The organism is Syntrophus buswellii, from assembly GCF_046097065.1.
GTDB classification, from domain to species: Bacteria; Desulfobacterota; Syntrophia; order Syntrophales; family Syntrophaceae; genus Syntrophus; species Syntrophus buswellii.
Genome location: NZ_CP175563.1, coordinates 1 through 25,040, shown reverse-complemented (window position 1 = coordinate 25,040; position 25,040 = coordinate 1). Strand labels below are relative to the sequence as shown.

18 protein-coding genes and 1 pseudogene are annotated in these 25,040 nt (G+C 57.3%); 3 read left to right on the top strand and 16 right to left on the bottom strand.

Features of this window, described 5'->3' with window-relative positions; genetic code table 11:
- Window position 1: 1 nt before the first annotated feature.
- From ACJ77P_RS00095 to ACJ77P_RS00085, 3 genes are all read left to right on the top strand, one after another.
- On the top strand, window positions 2–643 hold the full coding sequence (locus ACJ77P_RS00095) for an RNA polymerase sigma factor (RefSeq protein WP_408998663.1): 642 nt from the start codon (window positions 2–4) through the stop codon (window positions 641–643).
- Window positions 640–1,743 carry a DUF2275 domain-containing protein gene (locus ACJ77P_RS00090; RefSeq protein ID WP_408998662.1) on the top strand — a complete coding sequence of 368 codons (1,104 nt, stop codon included), beginning with the start codon at window positions 640–642 and terminating at the stop codon, window positions 1,741–1,743. The genes ACJ77P_RS00095 and ACJ77P_RS00090 overlap by 4 nt, the downstream gene beginning before the upstream one ends.
- A 147-nt stretch (window positions 1,744–1,890) precedes the next feature.
- The gene (locus tag ACJ77P_RS00085; RefSeq protein ID WP_367360877.1) at window positions 1,891–2,403 is read left to right on the top strand and encodes a peptidylprolyl isomerase; all 513 of its coding nucleotides are present in this window, start codon (window positions 1,891–1,893) and stop codon (window positions 2,401–2,403) included.
- A 132-nt stretch (window positions 2,404–2,535) separates the two neighbouring features.
- Here ACJ77P_RS00085 and ACJ77P_RS00080 read toward each other — a convergent pair whose 3' ends face one another.
- From ACJ77P_RS00080 to dnaA, 16 genes and pseudogenes are all read right to left on the bottom strand, one after another.
- Window positions 2,536–5,241, bottom strand: coding sequence for a GNAT family N-acetyltransferase (locus tag ACJ77P_RS00080; RefSeq protein ID WP_408998661.1), 2,706 nt, complete (start codon window positions 5,239–5,241; stop codon window positions 2,536–2,538).
- Window positions 5,242–5,396: 155 nt separating this feature from the next.
- Entirely contained in the window at window positions 5,397–7,433 is a 2,037-nt protein-coding gene (ftsH, locus tag ACJ77P_RS00075; RefSeq protein WP_408998660.1) for an ATP-dependent zinc metalloprotease FtsH, read from the bottom strand.
- A gap of 38 nt (window positions 7,434–7,471) precedes the next feature.
- Window positions 7,472–9,991, bottom strand: a complete 2,520-nt coding sequence (locus ACJ77P_RS00070) for a glycogen/starch/alpha-glucan phosphorylase (protein ID WP_408998659.1) — start codon at window positions 9,989–9,991, stop codon at window positions 7,472–7,474.
- A 44-nt stretch (window positions 9,992–10,035) separates the two neighbouring features.
- Window positions 10,036–10,314, bottom strand: a complete 279-nt coding sequence (locus ACJ77P_RS00065; protein ID WP_367360881.1) for a TIGR04076 family protein — start codon at window positions 10,312–10,314, stop codon at window positions 10,036–10,038.
- Between the two features lie 60 nt (window positions 10,315–10,374).
- Window positions 10,375–11,199 carry an NRDE family protein gene (locus ACJ77P_RS00060; protein WP_408998658.1) on the bottom strand — a complete coding sequence of 275 codons (825 nt, stop codon included), beginning with the start codon at window positions 11,197–11,199 and terminating at the stop codon, window positions 10,375–10,377.
- A 40-nt stretch (window positions 11,200–11,239) separates the two neighbouring features.
- Window positions 11,240–12,661: a pyridoxal phosphate-dependent decarboxylase family protein gene (locus tag ACJ77P_RS00055; protein ID WP_408998657.1), complete on the bottom strand. Its 1,422-nt coding sequence runs from the start codon at window positions 12,659–12,661 to the stop codon at window positions 11,240–11,242.
- A gap of 64 nt (window positions 12,662–12,725) precedes the next feature.
- Window positions 12,726–13,427, bottom strand: a complete 702-nt coding sequence (locus ACJ77P_RS00050) for a hypothetical protein (RefSeq protein ID WP_367360884.1) — start codon at window positions 13,425–13,427, stop codon at window positions 12,726–12,728.
- A 278-nt stretch (window positions 13,428–13,705) separates the two neighbouring features.
- Window positions 13,706–14,026: a hypothetical protein gene (locus ACJ77P_RS00045; protein WP_408999439.1), complete on the bottom strand. Its 321-nt coding sequence runs from the start codon at window positions 14,024–14,026 to the stop codon at window positions 13,706–13,708.
- A 63-nt stretch (window positions 14,027–14,089) separates the two neighbouring features.
- Window positions 14,090–14,674: pseudogene (locus tag ACJ77P_RS00040) on the bottom strand (plasmid pRiA4b ORF-3 family protein); the annotation flags it as partial.
- A gap of 272 nt (window positions 14,675–14,946) precedes the next feature.
- A complete protein-coding gene (locus ACJ77P_RS00035; protein WP_367360887.1) occupies window positions 14,947–15,432 on the bottom strand; it encodes a hypothetical protein in 486 nt (161 codons plus the stop codon).
- Between the two features lie 87 nt (window positions 15,433–15,519).
- On the bottom strand, window positions 15,520–16,968 hold the full coding sequence (locus ACJ77P_RS00030) for an RtcB family protein (RefSeq protein WP_408998656.1): 1,449 nt from the start codon (window positions 16,966–16,968) through the stop codon (window positions 15,520–15,522).
- Complete coding sequence (locus ACJ77P_RS00025) at window positions 16,961–17,380, bottom strand: archease (protein ID WP_367360889.1); 420 nt, start codon at window positions 17,378–17,380, stop codon at window positions 16,961–16,963. The genes ACJ77P_RS00030 and ACJ77P_RS00025 overlap by 8 nt, the downstream gene beginning before the upstream one ends.
- A gap of 5 nt (window positions 17,381–17,385) precedes the next feature.
- The gene (gyrA, locus tag ACJ77P_RS00020; protein ID WP_367360890.1) at window positions 17,386–19,887 is read right to left on the bottom strand and encodes a DNA gyrase subunit A; all 2,502 of its coding nucleotides are present in this window, start codon (window positions 19,885–19,887) and stop codon (window positions 17,386–17,388) included.
- 19 nt (window positions 19,888–19,906) lie between these two features.
- A complete protein-coding gene (gyrB, locus tag ACJ77P_RS00015; RefSeq protein WP_367360891.1) occupies window positions 19,907–22,312 on the bottom strand; it encodes a DNA topoisomerase (ATP-hydrolyzing) subunit B in 2,406 nt (801 codons plus the stop codon).
- Window positions 22,313–22,377: 65 nt separating this feature from the next.
- Window positions 22,378–23,496: a DNA polymerase III subunit beta gene (gene dnaN, locus ACJ77P_RS00010; RefSeq protein WP_367360892.1), complete on the bottom strand. Its 1,119-nt coding sequence runs from the start codon at window positions 23,494–23,496 to the stop codon at window positions 22,378–22,380.
- A 167-nt stretch (window positions 23,497–23,663) separates the two neighbouring features.
- A complete protein-coding gene (dnaA, locus tag ACJ77P_RS00005) occupies window positions 23,664–25,022 on the bottom strand; it encodes a chromosomal replication initiator protein DnaA (protein WP_367360893.1) in 1,359 nt (452 codons plus the stop codon).
- Window positions 25,023–25,040 lie beyond the last annotated feature (18 nt).

Here is a 25,040-nt window from a genome sequence, read left to right as displayed (position 1 = left end):
CATGGAAGCCTCGAATTCTCTGAAAGAGCAACCTCCGATCATCGAGGACGATGACCTCGAAACGGTGCTTCTTTGCCAGAAAGGGGATGTCGAGGCTTTCGGAGTTCTGGTTGACAGGCACCAGAAAAAGATGCTCAACGTTGCCTACCGGATGATCGGAGATTACGAGGAGGCCTGTGATGTCGTCCAGGAGGCCTTCCTCGCCGCCTTCCGGTCCGTTGCGAAGTTCCGGAGGGAGGCGCGTTTTTCCACCTGGCTTTACGGCATCGTGGTCAACTGCGCGAAGAACCGGCTGATCGAGCTGAAGCAGCGAAAGGCCCGGGTGCGTTCCGAAGATTTTTTCCCGGAGGCGTCCTCCGGCAAAGAAGGATACGGATGCGGTTGCCAGGCGGAGCCTCTGCAGGAGGACTCCGTCCAGGAGCGCCTGGAGAAAAAGGAACTGGAAGCCCGGGTGCAGGAATGCATCGGCCTCCTTGATGACGGCTACCGGGAAATTCTTGTCCTGCGAGACATTCAGGGCTTGTCCTACGGCGAGATTGCCGACGTTTTCAAGATCCCCCCGGGTACCGTCCGCTCGCGGCTTTTCCGGGCACGAAATTCCCTGAAAGACCTCATGCGTTCCAGAATTGGAGATTTTTCATGACTTGCCGGGATATCGAAGACAGCCTGCCCGCCTACCTGGAAGGTCTTCTCTCACCCGAGGAGAGCGCGAGGGTGCGCGATCACCTTGCCTCCTGCCCGCAGTGCTGCAAGGCCATCGCGGATCTGGAGCGGATGGGGACGATCCTGTCCGGCCTGGAGGAGGTGACGCCTCCACCCTGGCTGAAGCAGAGAATCATGACCAGGGTGCGGGACGAGGCACAGCCGGAAAAGGGGTTCTTCCGGAGGCTCTTCTCCCCGCTGCACCTGAAGATTCCCCTTTCCACCGCGGCGCTCCTCATTCTTTCAGTCCTCGCTTTCCAGGTCTATCGCACCCAGGAGCCGCAGTTCCACAGGGATGGGGACCTCCACGTCGCCCTGCCCAAGCCGGCGCTGGAGCGCTCCATGGGAGCGCAGGGGCCTTCCCGCAAGGACCATTCCCGGGCGGCCATTCCGCCTGCACCCGCCGGCGGTCCATCCGTCCCGCGGGAAACGACGCCGCCTTCGGCAGCGAAGAGCGCAAAATCCCCTCAGCCCGGCCTTGTACAGCCGACGGATCAATCCGCTCTCCGGCTGGAACAGGCTGCACCGCCGCGCCCGGATGGGGAGGGGATGCGGGACAGCGGGAAGCACCTTTCAGGGGAAGAGGATGCGGCAAAGCCGCGGAAGGGGGCAGTGGCCCTGGCGCCCTTGCCGCTGGAAACCCTTGAAAGCGTCGGCTCCCGGAAGGCTGAAGAGCCCCCCGTCTTCGCCGCCCCCCGACCATCGCTCTCCGGAGCCCTCTCTCCCCCCATGGCTCGGAAAAAATCCGGAGACGGAGAAAACACATCGGATTCCGCTGTTACCGACAGCGGCCTTCGCGGGAAAAGCGCATCGACGGCGGAAATCATAAGCCTTCTGCGGCAGTTTGATGCCTCACGGATCGAGCGCAGGACATCCGGAGGAATGGAGATCCTGACGGCGGAGCTGCCGCCCCGGCAGGTGCAAGCCCTTCTGCAGAGGCTTACAGGGTTGGGTATCACGGGCAGGGCCGTTTCGATCGGTACGGCCGATTCCCGTGCGGGGATGGTGCCCGTCCGGATAGAAGTCCCCGCCAATCGCTGACGGAACGTTCAGCCAGTCCGGCGGTTTTTGTCCGTATCCTTCCTTGACAACCCTGAAGGTTTCCCTCTATACTTCCGCAACATTTCAGAACATCGATCGGCCATTGTCAGACAGCCGACCAAAACCATTCAAGGAGACGAGGCAACCATGCAAGATACAAGTTCCAACCCCACCGTGGTCTTCAAAACCAGCCTGGGAACTTTTGAGGCGGTCCTTTATCAGGACAAGGCCCCCATCACCGTTGAAAATTTTCTGCAGTATGTAAAAGACGGTTTTTTCGACGGAACCATTTTCCACCGGATCATCCCCGGATTCATGGCCCAGGGCGGAGGATTCGACAAGGGCGGTCAGCAGAAACCCACCGGTCCTGCCATCAAGAATGAGGCGGAAAACGGCTTGAAAAACGAGCGGGGCACGCTGGCCATGGCACGGACCATGGTCATTGATTCAGCCACGTCCCAGTTCTTCATCAATTTTGTGGACAATTCCTTCCTGGATTATGCCGGCAAGAACAACTTCGGTTATGCGGTCTTCGGCAAAGTGACGGAGGGGATGGATGTGATCGATTCCATGGCCAAAGTCAAAACCGGCTCCCGGGGTCCTTTCCAGGACTGGCCCCTGGAAGATGTGCTGATTGAATCGGTCACCCGGAAGGCATAATTTTCCCACCGTTTCGGTTTCGGGCCCACAGGCAAGGGGGGCACCAGATGATGCCCCCCTTGCCTGTGCTGGAGATCGGATGAATTCATGCCGTCTTTTCCGGATTGACCGGCATCGCGGCGGATCGACCATTTACTGCAGTTTCAAGCGAATGCTCGACGTTCCATCGGGAAGCCGCTTGATGGAAAATCCATTTTTTCTGCTGAGATTGAGCATTTCCCGGTTATCCGTCAGAACCTCCCCGTAGATCTCAGGCAGCTCCTTTAACCGGGCGATGTTGAGGACCGTCTCCATCAGCTTCTGCCCGATCCCCTTTCGCTGATACCGATCATGGATGAGCACGGCGATTTCCCCGGAGCTGAAATCCGGGTTGATGATCAGTCTTGCGACACCGATGATTTTCTGTTTCCCCTGCTCCGAAATTTCAGCGACGAGGGCAATGTGCCGATCATAGTCAATGTTGCAGAACATGATCAGCCACTCGCGGGTGACGTTCCTAAAAGATGAGAAAAACCTTGTCCGGCGGGACTCTTCGGACAGGGTCTCGAGGAGCTCCCGCTCCAAAGGTTCATCTTCAGGCCGAATCGGCCGAAGGGTCACCTCTGTTCCATCAGGCAATAGAAAGGTCGTGATGAACCTCGTGGGATAAGGGGTAATCACCAGGTGCGGATAAAGGTCCGCCGATTTCCGATAGGCTTTATCGAGGATGATTCTCGCATCCAGGGCGTACAGTTTGCCGTCCGATATGGCGAGCGGGTTGATGTCAATCTCCGCAATTTCGGGAAAACCTGCGACCAGGTAGGAGAAAAGGATCAGCGTCGCCTCAAGCTCTTCGAGATCGGCCGGGGGCTTGCCGCGCCATCCCTGAACGAGCTTGTAGGCTTTCGTTTCCTCCATCAGCATCTTTGCCAGTGTCGTGTTCAGGGGAGGCAGTCCCACCGAGAAGTCCTGGATCAGTTCCGCCGTCACCCCACCCATCCCGAAGAGAATGGCGGCACCAAAATCCTTATCTTTTTTCGAGCCCAGGATCAGCTCGTAATCGATGTTCTCTATCATCTTCTGAACGGTGATTCCTTCGATCACCGCCTCCGGAACCCGTTGTCCGACCTTTGCCAGCATGCCCCCGTAGGCCTGCCTGAGCTGCTCCTCGGAGCGGATTCCGACCTCGACGCCACCGACATCGCTCTTGTGCGATATGTCCGGCGAGGCGATCTTGATGACAACGGGATATCCCAGGCGGTGGGCAACGGCCACCGCCTCCTCTTCGGAAACGGCGAGTGCAGGAACCGTGGTTGGAATGCCATAGGCGGCAAGGAACTCCTTGGACTCGTTCTCGTTGAGAAGGTATCTCTCCTCAGCGACGGCCTTCGAAATAATCTCGTTTAAGGAACCCTTCTCCTCCCGGATTCTCTTGAGGAAAGCCGGCAGGTTTTCCTGGACGACTCTCCGCACCGGCAGCTCGGAAGGGGTTTCATACAAAAGTTCGAGGTTCCTTTCATAGTTGTACAGATTGATATAGGCCTTCACGGCCCCTTCCGGGGTTTCATAATTGGGAATACCCTGCCGGGCGACCATATCCATCGCCTCACGCACCTTTCCCGCCCCCATCCAGGTCGTAATGATCGGCTTGAACGCTTTTTTCGCATTTTCAATGATCACCCGGGCCACTTCAACCGGCGGAGCCGTATCCATGGGAATGCTGATGACCAGGATGCCGTCTACCCCGGGATCGTTCAGACAGACCTGGATCGCCTGGTCAAACCGCCCGGTATCCGCATCCCCCAGCAGGTCCAGGGGATTCCCCTTGCTCCAGAAGGGCGGCAGGAAGGCATTCAACCGTTCGAGGCTCTCGTCGGAAAGCTTTGCAAGCTCTCCTCCGAAATCCATCAGGGCGTCCGTGGCCATGACACCGGGACCACCGGCTGCCGTGACGATGGCCAGCTTCCGGCCGAGGGGAAGCCTCTGGGAAGCGAGAATTTCAGCCGCGTCGAAGAGAGCGGAAATATCCTTTACCCGCACCACCCCCACTCTTTTGAACGCGGCGTCATAGATTGCGTCATCCCCGGCCATGGCGCCTGTGTGGGATCGGGCTGCTTCAGCGCTTTCCGTATATCTTCCCGGCTTGAGGACGATCACGGGCTTTCGCAGGGCAAACGCCCGAGCGGCGCTCATGAACTTTCTGGCATTTCCCACCCCTTCCATGTAAATCAGGATGCTCCGCGTCGCCTCGTCTTCTCCGAGAAAATCGATGAGATCGCCGAAGTCGATGTCGCTCATGGAACCGAGCGACGCGAACATGCTGAACCCGACGCTCTCCGAAGCCGCCCAGTCCAGGATGGCGCTGCCCAGGGCGCCGCTCTGGGATATAAAAGCAATCTTTCCCGGCAGAGGATTGGCCTTCATGAAGGTGGCGTTCAAACCGGCGTTCGGCCGAACAAACCCGAGACAATTCGGCCCGAGGATCCGCATGCCGTACTTTTTCCGGATCTCGTTCAGCTGCTGTTCCAGAGATGCTCCCTTTTCGCCGCTTTCTTTAAAGCCTGCGGAAACAATGACCAGCCCACCGACCCCCGCCCTGCCGCACTCCTCTACCAGATCGAGAACCGTTTCCGCCGGGGTCGCGATCACGGCCAGATCGACAGGCTCGGGAATGCTCGATATATTCTCAAAACATCTTTGGCCCAGCAGCACCTTCTTCTTCGGGTTGACCGGGAAGATCGTTCTATTTTTTGCCAGGAGCAGATTCGAAAGAAGAATTTTTCCAATGGAACCTTCCTGATCACTGGCGCCGATCAATGCCACACGGTCAGGATTGAATACGCTGCTCAGGTTTTTCATTTGTCACCCCCACGTGCTTCGTGATCTTCCGGACCGAGCCGGAGCGGACCCATCCAGGCACGGAAACCCCTGCAATGATCGCCTGCCTGTCAGCAACCGCTGTTCCCCCAGTTGCCCCCATCCTTTCGTGGCCGTCGGTCGCCTGCCGAAGCTCCTCAGGCGGCGCCCGCGGAGCTCTGACTCTCCTCATCGGAAAGCGGCAGCTTGCCCGTCTCCAGGGGCGGTGCTGGAGGCAGGCCTGTTGCAGCCAGGATTTCCTTCTCATCGAGGGTTTCCCGGGCCACAAGGGCCTCGGCGAGGGCGTCGAGCTGACAGCGGTATGCTCTCAGGAGCCGCTTGGCCTCCTCGTGGCTCTCGGCGATGATCCTGCGAACCTCGGCATCGATGGTTTCGGCGGTATCCTCGCTGAATGGCCTGGAGCCACCATATCCGTCCATGCCGCTCAGGTAGGGGTTATCCCGGGGCGCAAGCTGCACCAGCCCGAGGCGTTCGCTCATTCCCCAGCGCGTCACCATCCGGCGGGCCAGCCCGGTCGCCTGCTCGATGTCACTTTCGGCGCCGGTCGTCTTCGTTCCATAGACGATCTCCTCCGCCGCCCGTCCGCCCAGCATTCCAATAATCCGTGCCCGGAGGTAAGCCTCCGGATAATTGTAGCGGTCGCTTTCCGGCCGCTGGTAGGTCACGCCGAGGGCCTGACCCCGCGGTACGATCGTCACCCGGTTCACAGGGTCCGCACCGGGAACCACCAGGCCCAGAATGGCGTGCCCTCCCTCATGGTAGGCGATGCGCTCCTTGTCCGCACGGCTCAGGAGAAGGGGGCGCTCGGGGCCGAGTACGATCTTCTCCAGGGCGTCCATGAAATCCTTGTAATGGACTTCACTCTGGCCGCGCCTCGCCGCCAGCAGCGCGGCCTCGTTGACCAGGTTTTTCAGGTCGGCCCCCGAAAAGCCCGGTGTCGCAGCGGCAAGCTCTACCAGGTCCGCGATTTCGGCGAGAGGGACATTCCGGACGTGAACCTTGAGGATCGCCTCGCGGCCGGTCTTGTCCGGAAGGTTCACCACCACACGCCGGTCAAAGCGACCGGGCCTCAGGAGCGCGCGGTCGAGGACGTCCGGCTGGTTGGTCGCCGCCAGCACGATAATGCCCTGGCGGCTGGAAAAGCCGTCCATCTCGGTCAGGATCTGGTTCAGGGTCTGCTCCTGCTCGCTGGACCCGCCTATGGCCGCCGGCCCACGCGCACGGCCTATGGCATCCAGCTCATCGATGAAGATGATCGACGGCGCCTGGTCGCGGGCCTGCTGAAAGAGGTCCCGCACCCTCGCGGCGCCGACTCCGACGATCATCTCAACAAATTCCGAGGCGCTGATCGAAAAGAAGGGCACTCCGGCCTCCCCGGCAACCGCCTTCGCCAGCAGGGTCTTTCCCGTGCCCGGAGGGCCCACCAGAAGGACGCCTTTCGGAGCGGCTCCGCCAAGGCGGGTATACTTTGACGGGTCCTTGAGGAAATCCACAATCTCGACCAGTTCGTTTTCGGCCTCGTCAATGCCGGCCACGTCATTGAAGGTGATTTTCTGCCCCTCCTCCTGGTCATAGCGGCGCGCCTTGCTTTTGCCGATGCCCATGAGTCCCCCTCCAAGGCCTCCCTGCTGGGCCATACGTCGGAAGATCCAGATATAGAAGGCGATAAAGAGCAGGCCCGGACCGAAGCTGTAAAGAATCGTCGCCAGGGTGCTGCGCTCTTCTCGGAGCGGCTTGGCGCTGATTTCGACCGCATGGTCGATCAGATAGGCTTCCAGACCCTGATCGACAAAGGCGGGCAGGATGGTCTTGAAATGGTCCACCTTCCTGGGCTCTTCCTTCGTCGGCGCCTTGGCTTCGCCTTTTTCCTCCGCGGAATGAATCGTAAGAGGCACTTTGAAACGGCCGGTGATCGTTTCGCCCCGGCTGAAGATCGCCTGAACATTATACTTGCCCACCTGATCCTTGAACAGGGTATAGGGGACGATGGACGGCTGTTCCGGCGCAGGCATCAGCAGCTTGATCAAGAGGAAGTTCGCAATGAGGATGAGGGCGAACCATATCCAGGTGCTGCGCGGCGGCATCTTCGCCCAGCCGGAGCCCTTTTTGGGTTCCGGCTTGTTGTCAACGGGTTTGGAGTTCCTGTCCTGCGATTTTGTTCCGGTCAATTTCATGGCTGCTCCTTGTCATGCGCCGTGCCTTCGTGATGTTATCAAGGCCTGCCGTTCCCCCTGCTTCCTGAAGCCTTCAGGGAGTCGACCTTCCAGATATGATCCAGATATTCCCGAATGGAGCGGTCGGAAGAAAATCCGCCCATCCGGGCTACATTCAGAATGGACATGCGAAGCCACTGTCCCTGCACGAGGTATGCCTTGCCAGCCTTCTCCTGAGCTTCGAGATAGGAGGGATAGTCTGCAAGGAGGCAGTATTCGTCGCGGCTGAGGAGCTCGTTGACAAGAGGCTCGAAGAGATCGCGGTCTCCCCGGGAAAAGAAACCGGAACGGACCAGGTCGATGATTTCCCGGAGCTCCTCATTCTGTTCGTAGCTCTCCCAGGGCCTGTATCCCCGCATTTTCAGGTCTGTAACCTCCCTGGCCGTCAGGCCGAAGACCAGGAAGTTCTCCGGACCGACCGCCTCACGGATCTCCACATTGGCTCCATCGAGCGTGCCGATGGTGAGGGCGCCGTTCAGGGAGAATTTCATATTCCCCGTGCCCGACGCTTCCTTTCCTGCCGTGGAAATCTGTTCCGAAAGGTCCGCCGCAGGGTAGATGAGCTGGCCGTTCTTGACATTGAAGTCGGGAAAGAAGACGACTTTCAGCCGATCAGCGACATCGGGATCGATGTTGACAACATCGGCGATGGAGTTGATGAATTTGATGATCAGCTTGGCCCTGGCGTAGCCGGGAGCGGCCTTCCCGCCGAAGATGACCGTGCGGGGCGGGACATCCAGAGAGGGGGTTCTCTTCAGCCGGATATAGAGCGAAATGATGTGGAGGGCATTGAGGTGCTGCCTCTTGTACTCGTGGATCCTCTTCACCTGGATGTCGAACAGGCTTTCCGGATTCACGACGATTCCGGTGCGCTCCGAAATGTGCCTGGCCAGCTCCATCTTATTGCCCTGCTTCACCTTGCGCCAGGCTTCGCGAAATGCCCCGTCATCGGCGAATGATTCCAGGCCCGCGATGGAATCCTGGGAGTTGCAGACCCAGTTTTCCCCCACCGCATCGGTGATAAGGCCGGACATTCCGGGATTGCACAGAAGCATCCATCTCCGCGGAGAAACGCCGTTCGTCACGTTCAGAAATCTCTCCGGGTAGAGTTCATAAAAATCCCTCATCACGGTTTCCTTCAGCAGATCCGTGTGCAGCGCCGCCACTCCGTTGATGGCATGGCTTCCCACGGCGGCCAGGTTGGCCATGCGGACATAGCGATCATCCGCTTCTTCGATGAGGGAAAGACGCCTCAACCGTTCGCTGTCGCCAGGATAGGTCAGTCGGACATCTTCGAGGAAACGGCGATTGATCTCGAAGATGATCTCCAGATGCCGGGGAAGGACCTTCCGGAACAGCGGCAGGGGCCATTTTTCCAGGGCCTCCGGAAGAAGGGTGTGATTCGTGTAGGAAAAGGTGTTTCTCGTGATCTCCCAGGCCCGCTCCCAGTCGATCCGCTGTTTATCCACCAGGAGGCGCATCAGCTCCGCCACGGCGATCGCAGGGTGCGTATCATTCAACTGCACCGCGTATCTCCGGTCGAAGGTGGCCGGCACACCGCCCCCGAGGCGGTGAACCCGGATCATGTCCTGAAGAGAGCAGGACACAAAAAAGAACTGCTGGGAGAGTCGCAATTCCTTTCCGGGTATCGGTTCATCGTTTGGGTAGAGGACCTTCGAGATCGTCTCGGAGGCCACCTTGTCCTCCACGGCACCGTAATAATCGCCCTCATTGAAGGCCTGAAAATCGAAGGATTCGCAGGCTTCCGATTTCCAGAGCCGCAGAAGGGCGACGTTTTCCACATGGTAACCAGGGATGGGGGTGTCATGGGCGATGCCCTTGACGACCCGCTCCGGCACCCAGCGGACGCGGAAGCGGCCCAGCCGGTCATAATACGTTTCCGTGTAGCCGCCCAGGGGAACGTAATACGCAATTTCGGGGCGGACGATCTCCCAGGGATTGCCGAACGCCAACCACTTGTCGGTCACTTCGCGCTGCCACCCATCGTGGATTTCCTGGTCAAAAATGCCGAATTCATAACGGATTCCGTATCCGATGGTCGGAATTTCCAGGGTCGCGAGGGAGTCGAGAAAGCAGGCGGCCAGTCTGCCGAGTTCGCCGTTTCCCAGTCCCGGCTCCCCTTCATGGGAAATCAGGGCATCCAGATCCAGTCCGAGTCGGGCCGTTGCCTCTTTCGTCTGTTCGTACATGCCGAGGTTCAAAATGGCGTTGCCCAGATGAGGTCCCGGCAGGAACTCGGCGGAAAGGTAGCAGACGGCGCGGCTGCTTTGCTGAAGGGACTCGATGGCCATGCCCCAGCGCTCGAGCAGCCGGTCGCGGACCGTATAGGCCAGGGCCATGTACCAGTCGTTCCGGGTGGCTATTTTGGGGATCCGCGCCTGAACGTAAACCAGATTTTCAAGAATATCGTTTTTTATGGCCTCTGCAGTCAAACCGGTCCGAAGGTCTTCCCTCACTATCGGATTTTCATCGGACTTTGGAGGATGCCGTCCATTCATGTTCTCTCTCCTGTTTCTCCGGCCGCGAACCTGTTCAGGAACGATCAATCCCGGTCAAACCGCTCCAGTTTCAGGGTGACGAGATTATAGCTGTCCGGGCATTGCAGCTCGATCACATCGCCTTCCCACCAGGGAAGGTTTCCGCCGAACTGGAAGGTGGAAAGGCTGGGAAAGATATCATGGAAGAAAAATCCGCATAGCCCGGCTGGATTATGACAACAGATTTCGAAGGTCTCCCCCTTTACATGGCCCGCATTGCAGTCCCCCTTCACGTCCATAACGGTGGCGATCACCTTTTTTCCCATTCCCGGATCTTGTGCCATAATGTTTCTCCTCCTTATTCTGCAAAAATTTCCTGACAAAACATTCCAAACAACTTTTTTTCACGTCACATTCAAAACCGGAGATCGATCCGTCGAGATCCAGGGCCGGGGATCCGATAACCGGTCTTCCCGATTTATCTGAAACTCGGACTGTCCACAGATCCGGCCGTCACAGTCATAGGTGATTTCCAGAAGCCGCACGTGATCCCGCCCCCAGATCATTGCTGTGCTGCAACGGGTTCCGTAACCGTCCATGGCAATGAATTCCGCCGATAGGCTGTGCTCCTCTGCAGGAGAAACGCCGGTGTCCGGAAGCGTATCCGGCGCCGCAAGCACCCTGGAGTCGAGCAGAAGCGCCAGATCTTTCATGGATCCAGGCTGTTCCAGCCAGCGGCACAGCTTCCTCCTGGCGCTTTCGACCTTAGGCCAGCCGGGCGTGTCCAGGCAGGCGTTGCTCAGGCCGTGCAGTCCAGGTTCAACAGGCCGCGGCTGCTTTTCCGAATTCAGATGGTAAAGCTCCTCTCCATCAAACACGAGCAGGTTGAACCCGCTGTAGGATGGCCGCTCCCGGCAGATCTCATCGAGATATCGGCTGGCCGGAAGCGCAGACTGCAGAAATCCGGATACCAGTTGGCCGCGGCTCTTTTCACAGCCCCGGCGATAGGCTGGGGCGCGGATGTTCGTCAAGGCGGCAAAACGGCCGCTGCCGGCATTGACGCCGAGCCACGTCCCCAGGGCTTCAAGATCGCGCCCGGCGACAATCTCGGGCTGATCGAGCCAGCAGGACATCGCGGCGGTTCCGCGATGAAAATATTCGTCCCGGTTGGCAACCAGGATCAACGGCGTCTCCGTTTCCGGCTGCCAGTCGAAGGCAATCAGGCACATGATTGCCCCCCCGATGGGGATATGCGTTTCGAAAAGCGGCTCACACCCTCATCTCCTCTCTTCCAAAACGGACCATCTCCTCGAGAATGCGGTCCACGTCGTCGCGTGTGGTCCGCAGGTTCATGAAGCAGGCCCGCAGACAGAATTTCCCTTTCACTTCCGCCCTGCCGAGGAATGCAACCCCTTCGGACAGCAGGCGGGCCAGGACACGCTCATTCTGGCCGTCGGACAGATTGCGGCAGCGGACGCACACGGCATTCAAGGTGACCGGGGCCAGCAGTTCCAGCTCCGGCTCGGCTTCCGTTCGCGCCTCCATATATTCCGCAAGGTCACAGAGATCGTCGATCGCTTTCGCATAGGCCTTTCGCCCGAAGGCCCGCAACGACCACCAGACCTTCAGCGCCTTGAAGCTCCGCGAGAGTTGGGGGCCATATTCCGCATAGTTCAGAAAGTCGGGATCGGAGAACATGGACAGGTAGGTCGGAACGAAGCTGTAGGTGGTCCGCATGTCCTCGGCGCGCCGAACAAGGACGCAGCCGGCCTCCAGGGATGCGAAGAGAAACTTGTGCGGGTCGAGCGACAGGGAATGGGCACGGCCTGCCGGCTGCAGATGGGGGCGCCTTCTTTCGCTGAGAACCGTCAGGGCGCCGTAGGCCCCGTCAATGTGAAGCCAGAGCCCTTCCTCGTCACAGAAATCCGCCAGCTCGTCAAGGGGGTCAAACGCCCCGGTGGTCACGGTTCCCGCTGAACCGACCACGCAGAAGGGGCTGAACCCATCTCGGCGGTCCTGCATGACGGCCTCTTTGAGAAGATCCATCCGCATGCGGAACTGAGAATCGCAGGGAACATGGCGGACATGATTGAGCCCGATGCCGAGAATAACGGCCGCCTTGTCCACGCAGTTATGCACCTGGTCCGACACGTAGAGCCTCAGCGGCGATACCCTCCACTGCAGCCCGTCCATCCTGGCGGATGTTCCGAGGTACGTGTCCCGGGCAATCGCCAGGGCCGTCAGGTTCGCCATGGACCCGCCGCTCGTAATGATGCCTCCGCTCCCTTCGGGAAAGGAGAACAAGTCCTGAAACCAGGAAATGACCCGCTGTTCGATGGCATTGGCGGCAGGGGACAGCGTCCAGAGGTTGCAGTTCTGATTGAGGGTGCTTGCCAGGGCATCGGCAAAGGCCGAGATCCCGTTGGGAGAGGGAAGCACGTAAGGCAGAAAGCGCCGGTGCGCCACATGCGTCGAATTCGGCATGACAACTTCCCGGAATTCCTGGAACAGCTCCTCAAGGGATCTCCCCTCTTCAGGAAGAGGCTCCGTCATGATCGCCCGCATGGCATCCCGATCAATCTGTCCGAATCCGGGCGGATTCGAGAGATCCCCTTCATAGCCCGCCAGAAGTTCCCCCAGGAGATGGCCTGCCTTTCGGTGTGTATCAGGATCAAACAGAAGCTCATTCATTTCATGGCTCTCCTCAAGAATGTTTCGTGTCGATGCGGTTCACCGTCATGACCGACCGGCTGCATCATCCCGGCGCGCTCCGGCACACGGTCCGGACGGGGCAGGCGCCGCATCCCTTTTTCCGGCAGTGGTTCTTCCCGATGCGCAGGAGGGCGGATTCAAAATCGGGAAAATCCGCTGCCTTTCCACCGCTTTCCTTCCACCGGTTCTGCAGCAGATCGGAGGCCTGCTCCCCATCCCCGATCCCCCGGGGACAGAGACCGAGGTTTCCGGCGGCCAGCACGACCAGATCGGAGGGCAGAGGCCGCGCCTTCGGCCAGATTCCGCGCATCTCGCGCAGAAAGATGTTCACGGTCACACGGCCGATCCCCTTCGCCAACGCCTTGAGTCGCTCCTCCAGATCTCCGGCGTCGGAAGCCTCTCCGTGCAGCCGGTTGAGATCGCCACCATAGCGCTCCCGGAGCGTCCTGGAGAGCTCCAGCAGCTTGGTGGCGGTCTTGAAATCATACCTGGCGTAGCCGCCGCGGTCCAGGATCGACACCAGGCCGTCCCACCCGGTCCTCTCCATCTCCTCCGGCGTCAGGACGCCCGCCGCCTTGAAGGCCTCCATGGTCCGTTTTACGATGGTCTCGGAGATCCGGGCGCCGAACAGGACCGAGGCGAGAAACCACCGGAAGACATGGTCTGACCGGCATTCATCGAGGTCGATACCCATCTCCCGGGAGTACCTGCCGCCCGCCGCCGCGATGATCCGGGTTACGTCCATACCATTACCCGCTTTGAAACTGTCTCATGGCGCCCTGTAACGGATCCCCGGCCACCAGAGGGATTATCAGAGCATTTACGGTCCGGAATGATGATCATTACCTCAAGGACTTGACTATAAGGCAACATGCCCGGGACGGCTCTATTTCCAGCAGATCACTTGTTCTTTGGTGCCGAATTCCCCTAAAAAATAATACCTTATCAAGAGAAATGCAAGTCGGCACTGCAAGACGGTGTCGCCGGATCGGGTATGTCCCGAGGCTCTCACATAAGGGGCTTTTACTTCTTCAGCATCTTGATGATTTGGCCGCGGCTCGGTTCTTGACGCGGTGAGGCTTCAGCCTTGCGGAGATACATCGGGGGGACATTCCATTGGTGACCATCCGATGTGACCACCGTCACCGTTTTCCTGTTGTACTTGGAGATGATACCCGTAATGAGAGGGCGCCCATCGGGTTGAAACGACACCTGTTCTCCGATGCTGAACTCAAGCATCGCTCCGTGCGCCTTCATTTGGTGCAGAAACTTCAGTCTCGCAACCACCCGGTTGTTCAGGTCAATAAGTTCCGCTTCCGTGAGCCCGTCTATGTCAATCTTCATCATTTCTCAGCCCTGATTACAGAAAGATTTTCATTACATGAAAACACCGTTCCAATTGTGGACTTACTCTGAGAAGGCCTTTTCCCATCTTCTCCTTGGATTCGAGAACTTTACCTCTCCAGGATGAAACGTTCCGGGTTCATAGGGACGGCCTTTTTTCGTGTAGCGCGTAAGCCATTTCATGTGATCTTCATATTCCGGATGACCCGGATCAGATATTATTTTGAGCAGTTTATAGTATCCATGCACACCTCCGCAGTCTTCCGGCGGGCACGCCCGCTCACCGGCAATGCAACAGGGATACTTACGGCCGCTTTCTTTAAGCATGATCGCTTCAAGAAGGACATTGTGCGACCAATCGTCGCCGAAGTCGTAGTCGTAGATTGCGGATTTCCCGGGCTCCGTAAAATATTTGGTGATAGGCATCTCCCATCCGGGAAGTACTGCACGGTCAAATTTCTCTTCATCGGGAATGCCGATCTCGACGCTCGTCCTCATGTAATGCATGCGGATGTGGAATGCATGCAGATGGCAGTCAAGCCAGCCCATTGCATCCTGTATGGCAACATGCAAATCCCAGAAGGAGTAACCGGACGGCACTTGGATGACCCGCCAGATCGTTGGTTCTATTTCAAGCAACTCAATCCGGAATTGATATAACGATACCGCTGCGCTTCTTTGGCATTTATGTTCGCTCCCATCACTAAAATAATGAAATCCGTGGCACCAGTTATCATCACTCGGGACTGACCATGGCTCGCATCAGTTTCTTCCTGGATGGCCTGGAGAGCCTATCCGCAGTTCGGCATGGTCTGGAATCGCCACGGTAAGCCTTGAATCAGGAAGCGGCTTCGATCGTGTCTCCCTGGCTGGCACTATCGAGTTCAGGGCAGAACGAAACATAGCTGTTCCCTTTCCGTTCAATGATCACCGTGAGCTTTTTTGCATGGCATCTTCTCCTGCTTTCCGCTGCTCAATTTCTGATACCGTTCCATGATCAGGTAAATGCCCTGGTCGAAGATGCGGATGGTTTGGTTGAGGGTCTCTACGGCCTGGGACTGGTCGACGTTTGCAGCGAAGAGGGTCTGAAGATCCGGAAAGAGCCACATCTGGCGGCGCAGCATGAGAAGGGCCTGGATGGCCTCCTGGAGTGGGATTCCTTCTTGATAGCGGGCCTCTGCATATCGGGTAAAAAATTCTTCGAGGGCCGGATAGGGGCTCTTGTCAAAATAAATCTTGACGAATCTGTGGTAGAAACCCGCGGCGCAGTTGAGGCAGTGGTCCTTGGAAAGTTTTTGAAATGAAGGCGTTTTTGGATTTCTTCTTACCGCTTTTGCCCACTGCTCGGCAATTTCTTCGGCGTGGGATTCAACCATTTGAGCCAGTTCGTTGACAAAGACTCCCATAGTGACCTCCAAATTCGGTAAAAAAGAACGGGAAATTCAGAAAAGCACGGGTTTGGGCGGCCATCTTTTCGATGGCGCCGTTTCCGGCTATCCCTTGATGCAGCACACGGCCCGAAGGCGGGCGACCTTCCGGGAAAGTCCGGCACGATGGACCACATCGATCACATCGTCCAGCTTTTTGTAGGCCTCCGGAATTTCCTCCTTGAGTGTTCCCTTGCCCGAGGCCATGACCAGCACGCCCCGGTCGGCCATTTCCCGGGCGATCTGCCGGCCGGAGCTGGCGCGCGTCGCCTGGGCCCGGCTCATGACCCGGCCGGCACCGTGGCAGGTGCTGCCGAAGGTTTCCTGATAGGCCTTTTCCGTTCCCACCATCACGTAGGAACCCGTGCCCATGTCGCCGGGAATCAGCACGGGTTGGCCGACCTTCCGGTAGCAGACGGGCAGTGCCGGGTGGCCAGGAGGAAAGGACCGGGTGGCGCCCTTCCGGTGGACACAGAGCTCCATCATGTTGCCGTCTACGGGAAAGGTTTCCAGTTTGGCGATATTGTGACAGACGTCATAAAGGAGCTTCATGCCCAGCTCCCGGGGGCTTTTCCGCAGCGTTTTCTCGAAGGTTTCCCGCGTCCAGTGCATCAGCATCTGCCGGTTCGCCCAGGCGTAGTTCGCCGCACAGGCCATGGCGGCCAGGTAATCCCTTCCCGCCTGGGATTCCAGCCAGGAGCAGGCAAGCTGACGGTCCGGAATCGGGACACCCAGTTCACTCATTTTTTTGACCATCCGGGCCAGGTAATCATCGCAGATCTGATAGCCCAGGCCCCGCGATCCGGTGTGGATCAGCACGGCCACCTGGCCAACGGAAAGGCCGAAGACCGCGGCCACTTCCGGATCGAAGATCTCCTCCACGACTTCCACCTCGAGAAAGTGATTGCCCGATCCCAGGGTCCCAAGCTGGTCCCGCCCCCGCTCGATGGCCCTAGGGCTCACCTTGTCCGGATCGGCACCGGCCATGGCCCCGTGGTCTTCCGTCGTCTCGATGTCCTCTTCCGAACCGTAGCCCTGGCTCACCGCCCAGCGGGAGCCCTGGGTCAGAACCTGGCGCTCCTCTTTCGGGGACAGCTTGAGAACCCCCGTTGAACCGACTCCCGAGGGAATATTGTGAAAAAGGGCGACCACGAGATCCTTCAGCCGGTCCCGGATGTCCTCGAAGTTGAGCCTGGAGGTGATCATCCGGCAGCCGCAGTTGATATCGTACCCCACGCCGCCGGGGGATATCACGCCGCTTTTCGCATCGAAGGCCGCCACGCCGCCGATGGGAAAGCCGTACCCCCAGTGCATGTCCGGCATGGCCAGGGAATACTTGACGATTCCCGGAAGGTGGGCCACGTTCATGACCTGCTGCGGGCTTTCGTCATTTCCCATGGCCCGGAGGAGCGTTTCACTGCTGTAGATCAAACCGGGAACCCGCATTCCGCCGGTTCTGGGAATGGACCAGCGGCAGGCATCCAGTTTGTTCAGGGTCACGCTGATCTTAGACATCGAAGATCACCCGTCCTTTCCAGCCTTTCGGGGTGCGGACGACTTCCGCCTGGTGGTAGGTCGCCGCCTTGATCTCCATATTCAGGACATGCCTGCCGGAGTCGTAGGCTTCGCCGGACAGGGTCGCCTCCAAGGCGGTATCGGATATTTGACGAATTTGAACTTCCTTGATGAGCAGGCATCCCCCGCTCCAGAGATAGAGCGCCTCCCGGAGAAAATTGACCCAGAGATCGGCAAGGTCGGTACCTTCAACAACCAGATCACGGCTCACGCGGATCTCCACCGCATCCAGCTCCGCCATCAGTTCAAAAATGGCCCTCCCGGCGCAGGCAAACACCTCCTCCAGCGAGGATCCCTCCACGTCCATGCCGAGATCCGCCGTGTGATCGAGAAGCCGCCAGGACGCGCTCACCGGTCCTAGTCCTCCTCCGGGAAGACAGGATCGGTCGGTTCATTCTCTTCGGAAACATTCTCCTCTTCCTCACGGGTGTCGCGCTCGGCACTGGTCATGCCCACGAGCTGTTCCTCCGCATCGAGTTCGATCAGCTTGACGCCCTGGGTGCTCCGATGAATCAGGGGCACGTCTTCAATCTTCATCCGGATGATCTTGCCGCTGTTGCTCATGAGCAGCAGGTCCTCCTCGCCGGTGACCTGCAGGATGCCCGCCACCAGTCCTCCCTTGCTGGGTATGATGCGCAGATTGATCGTTCCCTTGCCGCCCCGGCTCTGCAGGCGGTACTCCGAAACCGCCGTTCGCTTTCCGTAGCCCTTTTCAGAAACGGTGATGATGGCATTGCCTTCTCGCGGGATATCCATGCCGATGACGACGTCATCTTCATCCATGGAGATTCCCTTCACACCCCGGGCCGTTCTGCCCATGGTGCGGATGTCGTCCTCGTGAAAACGGATGGCCTTGCCCTGCCGGGTGGCCAGAAAGACATCCTGACCGCCTCCCGTGAGCTTCACATCGACCAGCTCATCCCCTTCGTCGATCGTCAGGGCGATGATTCCGCCGGAACGGGGATTGGAATAGGCGGAAAGATCGGTCTTCTTGACGATCCCCGCCCGGGTGGCCATGATGACCGCCTGCCCCTCTTCGAAGGATCGCACGGGAAGAACCGCCGCCACCCGCTCCTCCGGCCCCAGATTGATCAGATTGACGATGGGTTTCCCCTTGGCCATTCTCCCAGCCTGGGGAATCTGGTAGACCTTGAGCCAGTAGAGCCGGCCGGCATTGGTGAAGATCAGGACATAATCGTGTGTGGAAGCGATGAAGAGCTTCTCCACGACATCCTCTTCCTTGGTCATCATCCCGACCTTGCCGCGCCCGCCCCGGCGCTGGGTCCTGTAGAGGCTTGAGGGATTGCGCTTGATGTACCCCCCCTGGGAGTAGGTGACCACCATGTCTTCTTCGGCGATCATATCCTCGATATTGATGTCTTCCGAGCTGGCCACGATCTCCGTCCGACGTTCATCGCCGTACCGTTCGATGATCTCTTCCGTCTCCGAGATGATCACCTCCAGGACCTTCTGGGGATCATCGAGGATTCCCTGCAACCGCTCGATTTCCTTTAAGATGGCATCGAATTCTTCCTTGATCTTGCTCTGCTCCAGTCCCGTGAGACGTTGCAGCCTCATGTCCAGGATCGCCCTGGCCTGAATGTCCGTCAGCGAGAAACGGCTGCACAGGGCGGCTGCCGCCTCCTGGGGACTCTTGGATGCCTTGATGACGGCGACCACTTCATCGATGTTATTGAGGGCGATGATGAGACCTTCCAGGATATGAGCCCGCTCCCGCGCCTTGTTGACTTCAAAGGTCGTACGCCGGACGATGACGATTTTTCGGAATTCGATAAAACTCTTCAGGACTTCAATGAGATTAAACACATAGGGCTGACCGTTTTCGATGGCCAGCATGATGATCCCGAAAGTCGATTCCATCTGGGTGTGCTTGTACAACTGATTGAGGATCACGCTGGAGTTCTCGTCACGCTTCAGATCAATCACAACCCGGATTCCCTCGCGGTCGGATTCGTCACGGAGATCGGAGATTCCGGTAATTCTCTTGTCCTTGACCAGTTCGGAGATCTTTTCGATCATGGCCGCCTTGTTGACCTGATAAGGAATCTCGGTGACCACAATGCTCTCCCGGTCATTGCGTTCATTCTTCTCGATGATCACCTTGGCCCGCATCCGGATGATGCCCCGTCCCGTCCGATAGGCAGAGAGAATTCCTTCCCGCCCGTTAATGAACCCCGCCGTGGGGAAATCCGGTCCCGGAATATAGGTCATGAGCTCTTCCAGGGTCATTTCCGGATTCCGGATGAGGGCGATGGTCCCGGAAAGAACCTCCGTGAGATTGTGCGGCGGGATGTTCGTCGCTAAACCGACCGCAATTCCCGCCGTACCGCTCAGCAGCAGGGTCGGGAGCCGCGAGGGAAGAACGGAAGGTTCCGTCAGGGATTCATCATAGTTCGGGATGAAATCCACCGTGTCTTTTTCCAGATCCGCCAGAATTTCCTCGGTGATCCGGGCCATGCGGACTTCCGTGTAACGCATGGCCGCCGGGGGATCGTCGTCGATGGACCCGAAGTTTCCCTGGCCGTCGATGAGAGGATAGCGCATGGAAAAATCCTGGGCCAGACGGACGATGGTGCCGTAGGCCGCCTGATCGCCATGGGGATGGTATTTACCGATGATATCCCCGACGATGCGAGCCGATTTCTTGTAGGGCCGGTTCCAGCGGTTTCCCATTTCGCTCATGGCAAAAAGGACGCGACGGTGAACCGGTTTGAGGCCATCGCGCACATCGGGAATGGCCCGGCCGATGATGACGCTCATGGCATAGTCCATGTAGGACTTTTTCATCTCATCTTCAATATTTACATTGATATTTCTTTGTACTGCCAATGGATCCATTCTTTTTTATTCCTCTTTCCTAGACATCCAGGTTGGACACATAAAGGGCATTCTTGTAGATGAAGTCGCGACGGGGTTCAACCTGATCCCCCATCAGCGTGGTGAAAATCTCATCGGCCTGCACAGCATCATCCACCCGGACCTGCAGAAGGGTTCTCTTCTCTGGATTCATGGTGGTTTCCCAGAGCTGTTCGGGATTCATTTCTCCCAGACCTTTATAGCGCTGGACAGAAATCCCCTTCTTGCCCACGGAGGTCACGAACTGCACCAGAGCGGACATATCCGGAAGTTCCCGGCGGTCGCTTTCCTCTCCGTCCAGAGCCACTACCGAATAGGGGGGCTTGCCGACTGCGGAAATCTGGGAAAGAAGCGCCTTGATTTCCGAGAACTTCGGCGCTCGATAGATGGATTTTCCAAAGGAAATCCTTGAAGGCTTTCCATTTTTTCCCAGGCGGAAGAACATTTTATATCCGCCGTGCTCCTCATCTGCTTCCACACCCGTTTCCATGATCTCCTCCCCGAGGGAATCCGCGGTCTGGCGGGCCGTTTCCCTCAGGAGCCCTTCATCCTCAAAGTCCTGGATGGACAAAGACGGCCGTTCGGCGAGAGAGAGGATAATCTTTCGATTGCAGTCCTCTTTTTCGAACTTCTCCAGAATGGTCTCAACCCGTAGAATCTTTTTGACCAGGTTGAGCAGGGAATTGCCGGTGACGGCCTCTTCTTTCCCGTTGGAATAAAGTTTTATCCGCTTGACGCCATTCTGGAGGATGAAGTTGTTCATTTCGTCCTCGTTATGAATGTAAAGCTCGTTTTTCTTTTCCGTGATCTTGAAAAGCGGCGGCTGGGCGATATAGAGATATCCCTTTTCCACGAGCTCCCGCATCTGGCGGAAGAAGAAGGTCAACAGGAGGGTGCGGATATGGGAACCGTCCACATCGGCATCGGTCATGATGATGACCTTGTGGTAGCGGATCCGGCTGACGTCGTAATCCTCCTCCCCGATCCCCGTCCCCAGGGCCGTAATCATGGTCTTGATTTCCTCGTTCTGAAGCATCTTGTCGAAGCGGGCCTTCTCCACATTCAGGACTTTTCCCCGCAGGGGCAGGATAGCCTGGTTGCGGCGATCACGCCCCTGCTTGGCGGAACCTCCCGCCGAATCCCCCTCCACGAGATAAATCTCGCTTCGGGCCGGGTCCCGTTCCTGGCAGTCCGCCAGCTTTCCAGGCAGCGCCCCCACCTCCAGGGCGCTCTTCCGGCGTGTCAGCTCGCGGGCCCTCCGGGCCGCTTCCCGAGCCCGCGAGGCATCGAGGCATTTGCTCAGCAGCTGCTTGGCTGTCGTGGGATTTTCCTCCAGGTAGGTGCCGATTTTTTCGTAAACGATGCCTTCCACGAGCCCCCGCACTTCGGAGTTTCCCAGCTTGGTCTTGGTCTGGCCTTCAAACTGGGGATTGGCGACCTTGACGCTGATGACGCAGGAAAGGCCTTCCCTCAGGTCCTCTCCCCGCAGCGATTCCTTCCCTTTCAAGAGATTGTTGTTGACCGCATAGTTGTTGAAGACGCGCGTCAGCGCCGACCGGAATCCGCTCAGGTGCGTTCCCCCCTCCGTCGTGTTGATGCTGTTGGCAAAGGAAAAGATGTTTTCCGTGTAGGTGTCGTTGTACTGCAGCGCCACTTCCACGGTGCAGTCCTCCCGCGCTCCGGTGACAAAAATCGGCTCTTTGTGAAGGACCTTTTTGTTGCGGTTGATGTACTCGACGAAGGAGACGATGCCCCCTTCGTAAAAGAATTCGCTTTTCCGGTCCGTACGGTCATCGATCAAGGTGATGAAGATGCCGGAGTTCAGGAAGGCCAGTTCCCGGAGTCGGTTGGCGAGGATGTCGAAATTGAATTCCAGCTCCTCAAAGATCTCCTCATCGGGCTTGAAATAAACCTTGGTTCCCCGGCCGGAGGTCTGACCGGTCACGGTCAGCGGGTTCTGGGGCACGCCGCGGACATAGGATTGCGTATAAACCTTTCCGTCCCGGCGGACATTGAGTTCCAGGGAGCTGGAAAGGGCGTTGACGACGGAGACGCCGACCCCATGAAGCCCGCCGGAAATCTTGTAGCTGTCGTTGGAGAACTTTCCCCCGGCGTGCAGCTTGGTCAAAACCACCTCAGCGGCTGAAACTCCCGTTTCATGCATATCAACGGGAATTCCCCGTCCGTTGTCCTCCACCATGATGCTGTTGTCCACCCGGATTTTCACGGTAATCCGGTCACAGTATCCGGCCGATGCCTCATCGATGCTGTTATCCACCACTTCATACACCAGGTGGTGCAGACCATCCTTGCCGATGCTGCCGATATACATGGCCGGCCGTTTTCTGACGGCTTCCAGGCCTTCCAGGATTTTAATACTTTCAGCGGAATAATTGTCCGTTGTCATTTTTTCTGATCTCTCTTCCATACTGCTCTGTTGAATCACTTTGTTATTTTTCCGTTCCTACGCCCTCAAAGCTTCAGCGGCATCACGACGCAGAGGAAACGGTCGTTGTGGACAGGAAGAATAAGCGTCGGCTTCATGAAGGCGCCGATACTCATCATCACTTCCTCTTCCCGGATCACCTCGATAGCGTCAATGAGGTAATCCACGTTGTATCCGACCTGGATCTCGTCTCCGGAGTAAGCCACTTCCAGTTCGTCATTGGCCTCTCCCACATCGGGATTGTTCGAGTTCATAACGATTTTGCTGGAGGACACCGTCATCACCACGCCGTTGTACTGCTCCGTCGAGATGACCTTCATGCGCCGGAGGGCGTGCAGAAGCAAATCGCGGTTGAGGATCACCCGGGCTCCCTGCTCGCTGGGGATCACCCGCCGATAGTCAGGATACGTCTCGTCGATCAGGCTCACCTTCAACAGGGTGTTGGCGGTCTTGAGAACAAACATTCCCCGGTCCGAACCGATCCGGATCTCTCCAGGCTCCGAATCGATGAGCTTCCGGATCTCGGCGATTCCCTTTCGGGGGAGAATGATGCCTTCCTCCAGAGAAAAGGTGGGGGTTCCCTCAAGCATGTCGAAGCATTTCGCAAGGCGGTGTCCATCCGTAGCGACCACTCTCAGAACGGTCCCCTGTTCCGTCTGCTCCGTCTCCATCAGGGCGCCGACCAGGTTCTTGCGCGTTTCATCGGTGGAGACGGCAAAGGCCGTCTTGGAAAGCAATTCCTTCAACAGGGCCGCTTGGACGGGATAAAGGGGAACCTCCTCGTCATAGACCACCGTGGGAAATTCCATGGCGGAGACGCCGGGAATCCGGTAGACGGCCTTCTGACTGGTCAGGGTGACCTGATTATGGTCATCGCAGTAGAAGTGGATGCCTTCCTCCTGAGTTTCCCGGATCATTTCGAAGAGTTTCTTCGCGGAGAGAGTGATTTCACCATCCCTGACAACCCGTGCTTCGTAACTGGCCACCAGGCTCAGTTCCCGGTCCGTAGCCACGATCTTTATCTGGCCGTCTTCTGTTTGGATCAACAGGTTCCCAAGAATGGGCATGGTGCTTTTTTTATCAACAATTCCCAGAGTTTTTTGAACACCATCCAAAAAAACCTGTCTCGAAATATCGAATTCCATGACCTTTCCCCATTTCATCCTAATTAGTTTTTTATTTTTCTTTGTTTATTTATTAAAAGATAGTTCTAGTAATAAGTCCTGTGGATTGCAGTCAAGAAACATAAATCCATTTGAATTTCGTTTTGTTATCATAAAAAAGACCTGTTGATAAGTCCCTTGTCGCCCTGTTAGTTCTTTTTAAGAAGCTGATCCTCAATTTCCTGGAGGAGCGCTTTCAACCTGGCGTCCGTCTCGAGCTGTTTGCGGATTTTGTTGTTGGCATAAATGACCGTGGAATGATCCCTGCCCCCGATCTTTTCCCCGATGTCCGGAAATGAGCTTCCCGTCAGCTTCCTGGTCAGATACATCGCCATCTGCCTGGCCATGGCGGTGCTCTTGTTCTTGCTCTGAGATTTTATGTCGGAGATTTTCACGTTGCACTTTGCGGCGACGGACTTGATGATCTCTTCAAAGCTTACCTCGTCAGCCTCCCGCTGCCTGATGATGTCTTTCAGGACTTCCTTGACCAGGTCCAGGTCGATGTTTCTTCCCGTCACCGAGGAATAGGCGGCGATCCGGACGAGAAAGCCTTCCAGTTCGCGAATGTTCGATTCGGCATGGGAAGAGATGTAATAGGCCACGTTGGTCGGGACCAGGATGTTGTTTTCCTGGGCCTTTTTTTCCAGGATGGCGATCTTGGTTTCTATCTCCGGCGGCTGGATGTCGGCAATAAGCCCCCATTCGAAACGGGAACGGAGACGGCCCTCGAGGTTGGGAATGTCCTTGGGGAATTTGTCGCTGGTGACGACGATCTGCTTGCCCGAATCGTGAAGCGTATTGAAGGTATGGAAGAATTCCTCCTGGGTTCTTTCCTTGCCGGCGATGAACTGGATGTCGTCCATGAGCAGGCAGTCGATGTTGCGGAACTTTTCCCGGAACTGCGGCATCTTGTCAAAGCGGATGGAGAGGATCAGCTCGTTCATGAATTCCTCCGCCGAGACGTAGACCACATTCATGTCGGGGTAAATGGACATGCTCAGAAGCCCGATGGCGTTGAGAAGGTGCGTCTTGCCCAGGCCCACCCCCCCATAGATGAACAGGGGGTTGTAATTCTTGGCCGGCTGTTCGGCTACGGCCACGGAGGCGGCATGGGCGAACTGATTGGAGGATCCCACAACAAAGCGTTCAAAACTGTAATTGGGGTTCAAGGTTGGGTGCACCTTCTGCCTTCGCGTTTCCTGGGGTTGAGGTTCGACGGTTTTTTTCCTACGCGCCGGATTGGTCGCGGAACGGGGATGTTTTTCCGATTCCGGAAGAATAATAAAATCGATTAAGTACTCTTTTCCCGCTGAGCTGGAGAGGGCCTGGCAAATCACCTCTCGGTAGTTTTCCGTCAGCCAGTCTTTGAAAAACTTGTTCGGCACCGATAAACTGGCGCGATTGTTCTCGATCGATGCCAGTTTCAGCGGACGAATCCAGGTTTCATAATTCTGCGAACTAATTTTTTCCTTAATGATTTTAATGCTTTCTTCCCAGATATTCTCCACTTTGTAACACCTATCCAC

What these genes read in the sequence shown, in the direction of transcription:
- ACJ77P_RS00095 (WP_408998663.1), top strand. Translation starts at nt 2, where the DNA reads ATGGAAGCCTCGAATTCTCTGAAAGAGCAACCTCCGATCATCGAGGAC.
- ACJ77P_RS00090 (WP_408998662.1), top strand. Translation starts at nt 640, where the DNA reads ATGACTTGCCGGGATATCGAAGACAGCCTGCCCGCCTACCTGGAAGGT.
- ACJ77P_RS00085 (WP_367360877.1), top strand. Translation starts at nt 1,891, where the DNA reads ATGCAAGATACAAGTTCCAACCCCACCGTGGTCTTCAAAACCAGCCTG.
- ACJ77P_RS00080 (WP_408998661.1), bottom strand. Translation starts at nt 5,241, where the DNA reads ATGAAAAACCTGAGCAGCGTATTCAATCCTGACCGTGTGGCATTGATC.
- ftsH (WP_408998660.1), bottom strand. Translation starts at nt 7,433, where the DNA reads ATGAAATTGACCGGAACAAAATCGCAGGACAGGAACTCCAAACCCGTT.
- ACJ77P_RS00070 (WP_408998659.1), bottom strand. Translation starts at nt 9,991, where the DNA reads ATGAATGGACGGCATCCTCCAAAGTCCGATGAAAATCCGATAGTGAGG.
- ACJ77P_RS00065 (WP_367360881.1), bottom strand. Translation starts at nt 10,314, where the DNA reads ATGGCACAAGATCCGGGAATGGGAAAAAAGGTGATCGCCACCGTTATG.
- ACJ77P_RS00060 (WP_408998658.1), bottom strand. Translation starts at nt 11,199, where the DNA reads ATGTGCCTGATTGCCTTCGACTGGCAGCCGGAAACGGAGACGCCGTTG.
- ACJ77P_RS00055 (WP_408998657.1), bottom strand. Translation starts at nt 12,661, where the DNA reads ATGAATGAGCTTCTGTTTGATCCTGATACACACCGAAAGGCAGGCCAT.
- ACJ77P_RS00050 (WP_367360884.1), bottom strand. Translation starts at nt 13,427, where the DNA reads ATGGACGTAACCCGGATCATCGCGGCGGCGGGCGGCAGGTACTCCCGG.
- ACJ77P_RS00045 (WP_408999439.1), bottom strand. Translation starts at nt 14,026, where the DNA reads ATGAAGATTGACATAGACGGGCTCACGGAAGCGGAACTTATTGACCTG.
- ACJ77P_RS00035 (WP_367360887.1), bottom strand. Translation starts at nt 15,432, where the DNA reads ATGGGAGTCTTTGTCAACGAACTGGCTCAAATGGTTGAATCCCACGCC.
- ACJ77P_RS00030 (WP_408998656.1), bottom strand. Translation starts at nt 16,968, where the DNA reads ATGTCTAAGATCAGCGTGACCCTGAACAAACTGGATGCCTGCCGCTGG.
- gyrA (WP_367360890.1), bottom strand. Translation starts at nt 19,887, where the DNA reads ATGGATCCATTGGCAGTACAAAGAAATATCAATGTAAATATTGAAGAT.
- gyrB (WP_367360891.1), bottom strand. Translation starts at nt 22,312, where the DNA reads ATGACAACGGACAATTATTCCGCTGAAAGTATTAAAATCCTGGAAGGC.
- dnaN (WP_367360892.1), bottom strand. Translation starts at nt 23,496, where the DNA reads ATGGAATTCGATATTTCGAGACAGGTTTTTTTGGATGGTGTTCAAAAA.